Annotated in this window: 12 protein-coding genes; 11 read left to right on the forward strand and 1 reads right to left on the reverse strand. The window is 72.7% G+C overall.

Features of this window, described 5'->3' with window-relative positions:
- The first annotated feature begins 1 nt into the window (after position 1).
- The 6 genes from LJ221_RS11740 (at position 2) to LJ221_RS11765 (ending at position 5963) form a co-directional block, all read left to right on the forward strand.
- Complete coding sequence (locus LJ221_RS11740) at positions 2-1123, forward strand: ABC transporter ATP-binding protein (protein WP_241716074.1); 1122 nt, start codon at positions 2-4, stop codon at positions 1121-1123.
- Complete coding sequence (locus LJ221_RS11745) at positions 1120-2238, forward strand: ABC transporter ATP-binding protein (RefSeq protein ID WP_241716076.1); 1119 nt, start codon at positions 1120-1122, stop codon at positions 2236-2238. The genes LJ221_RS11740 and LJ221_RS11745 overlap by 4 nt, the downstream gene beginning before the upstream one ends.
- 108 nt (positions 2239-2346) lie before the next feature.
- Positions 2347-3006, forward strand: a complete 660-nt coding sequence (locus LJ221_RS11750) for a trimeric intracellular cation channel family protein (RefSeq protein WP_247719931.1) — start codon at positions 2347-2349, stop codon at positions 3004-3006.
- 69 nt (positions 3007-3075) lie between these two features.
- Complete coding sequence (locus LJ221_RS11755) at positions 3076-3909, forward strand: thioesterase family protein (protein ID WP_241716080.1); 834 nt, start codon at positions 3076-3078, stop codon at positions 3907-3909.
- Between the two features lie 300 nt (positions 3910-4209).
- Positions 4210-4686: a Dps family protein gene (locus LJ221_RS11760; protein WP_241716082.1), complete on the forward strand. Its 477-nt coding sequence runs from the start codon at positions 4210-4212 to the stop codon at positions 4684-4686.
- 107 nt (positions 4687-4793) lie between these two features.
- Entirely contained in the window at positions 4794-5963 is a 1170-nt protein-coding gene (locus LJ221_RS11765; RefSeq protein ID WP_241716084.1) for a cysteine desulfurase family protein, read from the forward strand.
- Between the two features lie 48 nt (positions 5964-6011).
- On the opposite strand, the gene LJ221_RS11770 is transcribed toward LJ221_RS11765, so the two are convergent.
- Positions 6012-6698: an N-acetylmuramoyl-L-alanine amidase gene (locus LJ221_RS11770; protein WP_241716085.1), complete on the reverse strand. Its 687-nt coding sequence runs from the start codon at positions 6696-6698 to the stop codon at positions 6012-6014.
- Between the two features lie 73 nt (positions 6699-6771).
- On the opposite strand from LJ221_RS11770, the gene mnmA reads away from it, so the two are divergent.
- The 5 genes from mnmA to LJ221_RS11795 form a co-directional block, all read left to right on the forward strand.
- The gene (gene mnmA, locus LJ221_RS11775; protein WP_241716087.1) at positions 6772-7935 is read left to right on the forward strand and encodes a tRNA 2-thiouridine(34) synthase MnmA; all 1164 of its coding nucleotides are present in this window, start codon (positions 6772-6774) and stop codon (positions 7933-7935) included.
- Positions 7936-8041: 106 nt separating this feature from the next.
- Positions 8042-8335 (forward strand): ATP/GTP-binding protein, encoded by a 294-nt coding sequence (locus LJ221_RS11780; protein ID WP_241716089.1) that lies wholly within the window; start codon positions 8042-8044, stop codon positions 8333-8335.
- 21 nt (positions 8336-8356) lie between these two features.
- On the forward strand, positions 8357-9322 hold the full coding sequence (locus tag LJ221_RS11785; protein WP_241716091.1) for an ATP/GTP-binding protein: 966 nt from the start codon (positions 8357-8359) through the stop codon (positions 9320-9322).
- Positions 9319-9756 (forward strand): RloB family protein, encoded by a 438-nt coding sequence (locus tag LJ221_RS11790; protein ID WP_241716093.1) that lies wholly within the window; start codon positions 9319-9321, stop codon positions 9754-9756. The genes LJ221_RS11785 and LJ221_RS11790 overlap by 4 nt, the downstream gene beginning before the upstream one ends.
- An 11-nt stretch (positions 9757-9767) precedes the next feature.
- A partial coding sequence (locus LJ221_RS11795; protein ID WP_241716095.1) for a transposase occupies positions 9768-9955 on the forward strand: 188 nt, incomplete at its 3' end.

Below are 9955 nucleotides of genomic sequence, written 5' to 3' on the forward strand. Positions count from 1 at the left end.
CATGGCCCTGCTTTCCGTGGACGAACTGACCGTCACCTTCACCCAGCGCGGCCGGCGCGACGTGAGGGCCGTGTCGGGCGTGTCCTTCGACGTCGACCAGGGGCAGGTCGTCGGTCTGGTCGGCGAGTCGGGCTGCGGCAAGTCCGTCACCTCGCTGGCCCTGATGGGGCTGCTGCCCTCCCGGGGCGTGAGGACCGGCGGCCGGGCCGACTTCGACGGCACCGACCTGCTGACCCTGAGCCCGAGGGGGATGCGCGACCTGCGTGGCTCCCAGCTGGCGATGATCTTCCAGGACCCGCTGTCCTCGCTGAACCCGGTGGTGCCCATCGGCGTCCAGGTCACCGAGATCCTGGCCCGGCACCGGGGGATGAAGGGCGAGGCCGCCCGCAGGGAGGCCGCCTCCCTGCTGGACCGGGTCGGCATCCCCGATCCCGCCCGGCGGCTGAAGGAGTACCCGCACCAGCTCTCCGGCGGCATGCGCCAGCGCGCCCTGATCGCCATGGCGGTGGCCTGCGCGCCGCGGCTGCTGATCGCCGACGAGCCGACCACCGCGCTGGACGTGACGATCCAGGCCCAGATCCTGGAGCTGCTCAGGGAACTGGTCGATCAGGAGGGCACCGCCCTGCTGATGATCACCCACGACCTGGGCGTGGTCGCGGGCCTGTGCGACCAGGTCAACGTGCTCTACGCGGGCAAGGTGGTGGAGTCCGCCGAGCGGCGCGAGCTGTTCGACGCGCCGACCCACCCGTACGCCAACGGGCTGCTGGGGTCCATCCCCCGGCTCGACGCGCCGCGCGGCGAGCCGCTGAGGCCGGTGCGCGGCTCCATCAACGACACGATCGCCTGGAAGGACGGCTGCGCCTTCGCCCCCCGGTGCGACCACTACACGCTGGAGTGCCTCCAGGGCACTCCGGCGCTGGATGAGCCGCGCAAGCCCGGGCACCAGGTGCGGTGCGTCAACCCGGTGCTCTCCGACGGCGCCGCCGGACCGCGCGAGTCCGCGCTGCCCGAGCCGGACGAGGTGCCGGGCACCGACGCCGCCGGCGACGGCGGGTCCGTGACGGCCGGGAAGAACGCTGCCGCCGGCGCGTCCGGCGCGGCCGAGAAGGAGGCCGGAGCATGAGCCTGCTCCAACTGAACGGTGTGAAGGTCCACTTCCCGGTGAAGAAGGGCATTCTCTTCGACCGCACGGTCGGCCACGTCCACGCCGTCGACGGCGTCTCACTCTCCGTCGAACCCGGCCAGACGTACGGCCTGGTGGGGGAGTCGGGCTGCGGCAAGACCACGCTGGGCCGGGCGGTCCTGCGGCTGGTGGACATCACCGACGGCGAGGTGGTCTTCGACGGCACCGATCTGGCGAAGCTGCCGGACGAGGAGATGCGCCGCTTCCGCCGCCGGCTCCAGATGGTCTTCCAGGACCCGCTGGGCAGCCTCAACCCCCGGCAGAACATCGAGTCGATCCTCTCCGAGGGCATGGAGGCCCACGGCATCGGCGCCGACCAGGAGGAGCGCCGCGCCAGGATCCGGAAGATCCTGGCGCGGGTGGGTCTGCCGGCGGGCGCGCTCTCCCGCTACCCGCACGAGTTCTCCGGCGGGCAGCGCCAGCGCATCGGCATCGCCCGGGCGCTGGTCCTGGAACCGGACGTGATCATCTGCGACGAGCCGGTCTCAGCGCTGGACGTCTCCATCCAGGCGCAGGTGATCAACCTGCTGGAGGAGCTCCAGCGGGAGATGGGACTGACCTATCTGGTCATCGCCCACGACCTGGCCGTGGTCCGGCACATCTCCGACGTCGTCGGTGTGATGTACCTGGGCTCGCTGGTGGAGGAGGCGCCCAGCGACATGCTGTACGCCGAGCCCCGGCACCCGTACACCCGGGCGCTGATGTCGGCGGTGCCGGTGCCCGACCCGGAGGTCGAGGACAACCGCGAGCGCATCCTGCTCACCGGCGACCTGCCCTCCCCGGCCGATCCGCCGACAGGCTGCCGCTTCCACACCCGCTGCCCGTGGAAGCAGGACACGCTCTGCGCCACCGACCGCCCCGAGCTGCGGGACCTGGGCGGCGGGCACAGGGTGGCCTGCCACTGGGCCCAGGAGATCGCCGACGGCCGGATCGGCCCCGCGCACAACGCGGCCCAGGTGGTCCCGGCCGGGCACACCGAGCCGACCGAGGCCGTGGAGCCGGAGAAGGCCGTGAGGCCGGAGAAGACGGAGGAGGACGCGACCGCGGCCGAGTGAGCCGCACGACGCACGCCCCGCCGTCGCCACCGCCCGCCTCCGCGCCCGTGAAGGGCCGGAGGCGGGCGGTGGCGCGCGTACGGCGCCTGTTACAACCGGGGGGTGGATCTGTTCACCCCTTCCGTCCAGCACTGGCTCGACCTGGCCGGGATCTTCGTCTTCGCCGTCTCCGGCGCGCTGCTCGCCGTCCGCAAGAACTTCGACGTCGTCGGCATGGCGCTGCTCGCCTCGGTCACCGGGCTGGGCGGCGGGCTCTTCCGTGACCTGGTGATCGGGGCGGTGCCCCCGGCCGCCTTCACCGATCTCGGCTATCTGCTGACCCCGCTGGCCGCCACGGTGCTGGTCTTCTTCCTCCACCCGCAGGTGGAGCGGATCAACCGGGCGGTGATGGTCTTCGACGCGGCCGGGCTCGGCCTGTTCTGCGTCACCGGCACGGTCAAGGCGCACGCCTACGGGCTCGGTCTGACCGCCTCGGTCGTCATGGGCCTGGCCACGGCCGCCGGCGGCGGCGTGCTGCGCGATGTCCTGGCCAACGAGGTGCCCTCACTACTGCGCTGGGACCGCGAGGTCTACGCCGTACCGGCCGTCGTCGGGGCGACGGCGGTGGCGCTGCTGATCAAGGCCGGGGAGCTGAACGGGGTGACCAGCGGCGCGGCGGCGGCCCTCGCCTTCGTCCTGCGGCTGCTGGCCCTGCGCTGCAACTGGCGTGCGCCGCGGGCCTGGCACCGCCGCAGCCGGCGGACCGAGGAGAGCGAGAAGGAGGCTTGAGCAGACGCGGGCAGGTTCTGCCGGGACTTGGCTACTGGTCGGTAATGAAAACCTGTACCGTGTACTGCCATGACCGAGGCAACCATCGGTACCAGCGCGTTCGATCGCGACACGGCCGTCACAGCACAGGGGGAGGGCGTCTACGGCGCCGATCTCTCCGCCCAGTGGACCATCGGGCACGCCGTCAACGGCGGCTATCTGCTGGCCCTGCTCGGCCGGGCCATCGGCGACGCCCTGCCGCACCCCGACCCCTTCTCCATCACCGCGCACTACCTCACCGCCTCCCGGCCGGGCCCGGCGACCGTGCGCACCGCCGCCGTGCGCGCCGGCCGCACCCTGTCCACCGGCACCGCCTCCCTCCTCCAGCGGGACGAGGACGGGCAGGAGGTCGAGCGCATCCGCGTGCTGGCGAGCTACGGGGACCTGGCCGCGCTGCCCGACGACGTCCGCACCAGCGCCAAGCCGCCGCAGATCCCGCCGTACGAGAGCTGCCTGGGGGCCGCGGACGGCATGGACCCGTCCGCCGTTCCGCCCATCACCCACCAGATCGACCTGCGTCTGGATCCGGCCACCGTCGGCTGGGCGGTCGGCGCGCCCAGCGGGCGCGGCGAGACGCGCGGCTGGTTCGGGCTGGCCGACGGCCGCGACCACGATCCCCTCTCCCTGCTGCTGGCCGTGGACGCCCTGCCGCCCACCGCCTTCGAGCTGGGCCTGTCCGGCTGGGTGCCGACGGTGGAGCTGACCGTCCACGTCCGCCGCCGACCGGCCCCCGGGCCGGTGCGGGTGGCCGTCACCACCCGCAACCTGGCCGGCGGTTTCCTGGAGGAGGACGCCGAGGTCTGGGACAGCGAGGACCGGCTGGTCGCCCAGTCCCGCCAGCTCGCCCGCACCCTGCCGGTCTGAGCCCGGACCCGGACCCGGCCGCCGTCTCCGTCGCGCGCTTCGCGGCCCGGCTCCCTCCCGCCGGAGGGAGCCGGGCCGCTTCCGCATGCGCCGGGCGGCGCTGGGCACACGTAGCGATGTCGCCCCCAGTGCCCCGGCACCCGCTGCGACCGGCGCGAACGCGGTGCGCGACCGGCTCGGCGGGGCTGGCGGCACGGGAGTGGCGGAGCCCTTCACGGGTAACCTGAAAAGGGACGGACAACGCGAAAAACTCCATCTGCGACAAAATCCTCCTGTGAGAGAAGCGAAGGTGGTCAACGGATGTACGCCGTGAAGAGCACACTGCCCGACCAGGACCTCAAGGTCGTCGGAGAGGCGCTGCAGGGCGCACTGGTGGACCTGGTCGATCTGTCACTGGTGGCCAAGCAGGTCCACTGGACCGTGATCGGCCCGCGGTTCCGCTCCATCCACCTCCAGCTCGACGAGGTCGTGGACACCGCGCGCACCTACTCCGACACCGTCGCCGAGCGCGCCGCGGCCCTGGGTCTGGCCCCCGACGGCCGTGCCTCCGCGCTCGCGTCCGGCAGCGGCATCAGCGGCGTGGAGAGCGGCTGGCACCAGGACGACAAGGCCGTCGAGGTCATGGTCGGAGCGCTGGCCTCCGTGGTGAACCGGATGCGCGAGCGCATGGACGCCACGGAGAAGCCCGACCCGGTGACCCAGGACATCCTCATCGCGGTCATCGCCGACCTCGAGAAGCACCACTGGATGTTCCAGGCCGAGCACAAGGTCGACTGAGGACGGCCGCCCGCCTCGCGGCTTTCCGGGGCGGGAGAGCGAGGACCGGTCCACTGGCCGGTCCTCGCTCCCGCCGTGGCCCGGGCGGCTCGTAGAATCGGTTGACCATGGCCTACCTTGACCACGCCGCCACCACCCCCATGCTCCCGGAGGCGGTGCAGGCGATGACCGCCCAGCTCGGCGCCGTCGGCAACGCCTCCTCCCTCCACGCGGCGGGACGGCGGGCCCGGCGCACGGTGGAGGAGGGGCGCGAGACCCTCGCCGCCGCCCTCGGCGCCCGGCCGAGCGAGGTGGTCCTCACCTCCGGCGGCACCGAGGCCGACAACCTCGCCGTCAAGGGCCTGTACTGGGCCCGGCGCGCGGCCGACCCCGTCCGTACCCGCCTCCTGGCCAGCCCCGTCGAGCACCACGCGGTCCTCGACGCCGTCCACTGGCTCGCCGACCACGAGGGCGCCCGGGTGGAGTGGCTGCCGGTCGACTCCCTGGGGAGGGTCCACCCCGAGGCGCTGCGCGAGGCGGTGGAGAAGGAGCCCGGAGACATCGCCCTGATCACCGTGATGTGGGCCAACAACGAGATCGGCACCCTCCAGCCCATGGCCGAACTGGCCGCGATCGCAGCCGAGTTCGGCATTCCGATGCACGCGGACGCCGTCCAGGCCGTCGGCCAGGTGCCGGTGGACTTCGCCGCCTCCAACCTGGCCGCGATGACGGTCAGCGGCCACAAGATCGGCGGCCCGTACGGCATCGGCGCGCTGCTGCTGGGCAGGCAGTGGGCCCCCACGCCGCTGCTGCACGGCGGCGGCCAGGAGCGCGACGTGCGCTCCGGCACCCTGGACGTACCCGCCGTCGCCGCCTTCGCCGTCGCCGCACGGCTGGCGGCCGGGCGGCACGAGGAGTTCGCCCGCGAGGTCGGCGCGCTGCGGGACGCGCTGGTGGAGGCCGTGACCGAGGCCGTGCCGGACGCCGTCCTGGGCGGCGACCCCGACCCGGCCGGCCGGCTGCCCGCCAACGCCCACTTCTCCTTCCCCGGCTGCGAGGGCGACTCGCTGCTGCTCCTGCTGGACGCCCGGGGCATCGAGTGCTCCACCGGATCGGCCTGCACCGCCGGGGTCGCCCAGCCCAGCCACGTCCTGCTGGCCACGGGCACCGACCCGGAGCTGGCCCGGGGCACCCTGCGCTTCTCGCTGGGCCACACCTCCACCAGGGCGGACGTGGAGGCGGTGGCCGCCGCCATCGGCCCGGCCGTGGAGCGCGCCCGCGGCGCCGGGCTGTCGTAAGGGCTGGGTCGTGGGCCGCGCCCGGCCCACGGCCCGCTCAGAGCCCGCTCACGCCTTGCGGACCGGCACGTCCCGCACCATCCGCATGTACCGCTCCCAGTCCCAGTGCGGCCCGGGGTCGGTGTGGTCGGTGCCGGGCACCTCGACGTGGCCGACGACGTGCTCGCGGTCCCGGGGCAGGCCGTACCGGTCGCATATCCCGGCCGTCAGCGCCGCCGACGCCCGGTAGGTGGCGTCGGTGAGCGTCTCCGGGCGGCCCACGAAGCCCTCGTGCTCGATGCCGACGCTGCGCTCGTTGTACTCGCGGTTTCCCGCGTGGTAGGCCACGTCCAGCTCCCGCACCATCTGCGTCACCTTCCCGTCGGAGGTGCGCACCACGTAGTGGGTCGCGGCGCGGTGGGACGGGTCCTGGAAGACCTTCAGGGCCACCTCGTAGGAGCCCTGGATGACGTGCACCACCACCCGGTCGACGGTGTAGTCGTAGGGCCGGTCGGCCCGCCGCCAGTTCGCCCCGGAGGCCGGCACCCAGTCCGCGCCCGGATGGTCCACCTCGCCCTCGGTGCGCGGCCGGTCCATGCCCGGCACTTTCCACCACGTCCGGGCCAGGTCGTCGCGGGCCGCGTACCCGAGGGCGCCCAGGCCCACCGCCGCTCCGCCGACCAGCAGGGCGCGGCGGCCCACCGGCCGTCCCTTCCCGTCCGCCCGGTGGCGTGCGGGGGCTTCTTTCTCGCTCACACACCGCACAACGCCCGGGAACACCCGTACGGTTCCATCGGCCCGTGCCCGGACCCGTACCCTGGAGGGCGCTATGACTGACACGACCGGTGCGCCCAGCCCCGCCCCCCGTCTCCGCGTCCTCGCCGCCATGTCCGGCGGGGTGGACTCCGCCGTCGCCGCCGCCCGTGCGGTGGAGGCCGGCCACGACGTCACCGGCGTCCACCTCGCCCTATCGGCGAACCCGCGGTCCTTCCGCACCGGCGCCCGCGGCTGCTGCACGGTCGAGGACTCCCGCGACGCCCGCCGCGCCGCCGACGTCATCGGCATCCCCTTCTACGTGTGGGACCTGGCCGAGCGCTTCCGCCAGGACGTGGTGGAGGACTTCGTCGCCGAGTACGAGGCCGGCCGCACCCCCAACCCCTGCCTGCGCTGCAACGAGAAGATCAAGTTCGCCGCGCTGCTGGACAAGGCCCTGGCGCTGGGCTTTGACGCGGTGTGCACCGGCCACTACGCCACCGTCGTGCTGCGCGAGGACGGCGCCCGCGAGCTGCACCGCGCCACCGACATGGCCAAGGACCAGAGCTATGTGCTGGGCGTGCTGGACGAGCGGCAGCTCGCCCACGCCATGTTCCCCCTCGGCGACACCGCCACCACCAAGGAGGAGATCCGCGCCGAGGCCGAGCGCCGGGGCCTGGCGGTGGCGAAGAAGCCCGACAGCCACGACATCTGCTTCATCGCCGACGGCGACACCCAGGGCTTCCTGGCCAGGCACCTGGGCACCGCCGAGGGCGACATCCTCGACGAGGACGGCAACAGGATCGGCACCCACTCCGGCGCGTACGGCTTCACCGTCGGCCAGCGCAAGGGGCTGCGCATCGGCCACCCGGCCCCCGACGGCAAGCCGCGCTACGTGCTGGACATCTCCCCGGTGGACAACACCGTCACCGTCGGCCCGGCCTCCGCGCTGGACGTGGTCGCGCTCAAGGCCATCCGCCCCCGCTGGTGCGGCACCCCGCCCGCCGGGCCGGGCACCTACACCGCCCAGCTGCGTGCCCACGGCGGCGAGACGCCGGTGACGGCCGAGCTGGTCGGCGGCCCGGACGGCGACGAGCTGAAGGTGGCCTTCACCGAACCGGTGCGCGGCGTCGCCCCGGGCCAGGCGATCGTCCTCTACGACGGCACCCGCGTGGTCGGCTCGGCCACCATCGCCGCCACCGAGCGCCGCGCCGCGGCTGCCGCCGTCAGCCAGGGTTGACGCTTTCCTGGCGATGCCCGGAGTCTCGCCTTAAGCTCTTTGGTGCGGTTTACCCGCGCCAAAGAGCCTGAGATGTCTGTCGGGGCATTCGATAGGGAGGGCGGCCGTGCTGCTGAGTTTCCGGGTGGCCAACCACCGGTCGATCCGTGACGAGCAGGAGCTGTCGCTGGTTGCCACCGAGTTCAACGAGGGCACCGGCCGTGACACCGGTGTCCGCGTCGACGGGAAACCCGTCCAGGTGCTGCCGGTGATCGGCCTCTTCGGCGCCAATGCCTCCGGCAAGTCGAACGGACTGCGCGCCATGAGCTTCATGCGCAGGGCGGTGCTGGATTCCTTCGCGGACTGGGCGAAGGAGCCGGGGATCCCGAGGGAGCCCTTCGCGCTTGCTCCCGAAGCGTAGGAGGAGACCAGCCTCTTCGAAGTGGACCTGCTGCTCGGCGACGCCCCGGTCCGCTACACCTACGGCTTCGAGGTGTCCGACGACCGCGTGGAGGCGGAGTGGCTGCACGCCTATCCTTCGGGCCGGCGCCAGGTCTGGTTCGACCGGGAGGCCGGACGCCCTGGTGCGGAGGGAGGGGAGTTCAGGTTCCCCGGAACCGGGCTGAAGGGACACAAGGACGAGTACACGGCCCTCACCCGGCCCAACGCGCTGTTCCTCACCGTCGCCGCCACCCTCAACCACCCCCAGCTGTCCCCACTGCACCGCTGGTTCATGGACAGCCTGTGGGCAGCCGACCCGCAGGTCGGCGATGTGGACCGGACGCGGTGGATCCGTGACAGGCTCACCGAGGGGAGATCGGACCGCCGCTTCCGCGACCGTTTCGTCCGGCTGCTGGTCAAGGCCGATCTGGGCATCGCCGGTATCACCACCGATCCGGAGACGGGAGAGGTCCAGCTCCTGCACCGCACGCCCGGCGGAGGCACCAGCCCCCTCGACTTCATGGAGCAGGAGTCCCTGGGCACCCACGCCTGGTTCGCGTTTCTCGGGCCGCTGTTGCACGTCCTGGACCGGGGCGGCACGCTCCTGGTCGACGAACTGGACTCCAGCCTGCATCCGCGCCTGGCCGCGGAGGCCATCCGGCTGTTCCACGACCGGGACGCCAATCCCCACACCGCCCAGCTCGTCTTCACCACCCACGACGCCACACTGCTCGGTCCGTCCGTGGCGGAACGTCCGCTGGACCGCGACCAGGTGTGGATCGCGTTGAAGAACGCCACCGGGGAGAGCACGCTGTACCCGCTCACCGCGGCCCGGAAGGCCCGCAGGGACGAGAACCTGGAACGCCGCTACCCGCACGGCCACTACGGGGGGATCCCCCGGCTCACCGCGGGCGAGTTGGCGAGAGAGATCGCCGTCCTCGAAGAGGAGCCGAAGGCGACGGCATGAGCAGGGGGAAGAAGGAGTATGGACGCCGCCGCAGGCGGGAGCGGACCCCGGGCGGCCCGCCGCGCCGACCGGTCGCCTCGTACGGTGACCGGTCGCACCGGGTGCTCTACATCGCCTGTGAGGGGGCGAGGACCGAACCCGCCTACCTCGACCTGCTCAATGAGGCCTACGGCGGACAACGCTCCGGGGAGCGGGGATTCCATCTGCACTACTGCGACCCCGGGCATGCCGACGGCCTGCGTCCGGAGGAGGCCGTGGACCAGGTGCTCTCCGTGGCCGGGCCGGGGGACGAGAAGTGGGTTCTGTTCGACCGCGACACCGAGGACAACCGGGACGGGGAGATCCCGAGAGCCCTGCGCAAGGCTCACCGGGGCGGTGTCCAGGTCGTGCTCTCCCACCCCTCCTTCGAGCTGTGGCTGCTAGGTCGTGTCTGATAATTGATCTTGTGGCTGGTCGTGGTGAGCTGACGGATGCGGCGTGGGAGCGGATAGCGCCGCTGTTGCCGGGTGTTGACGGGCGGGGTCGTCCGTGGCGGGATCACCGGCAGGTGATCAACGGGGTGTTGTGGCGGTTGCGCACGGGTGCTCCATGGCGTGACCTGCCGGAACGCTTCGGGCCGTGGCAGACGGTCTA

Source organism: Streptomyces sp. CNQ085 (assembly GCF_022614595.1).
In the GTDB taxonomy this organism is placed as follows: Bacteria; Actinomycetota; Actinomycetes; order Streptomycetales; family Streptomycetaceae; genus Streptomyces.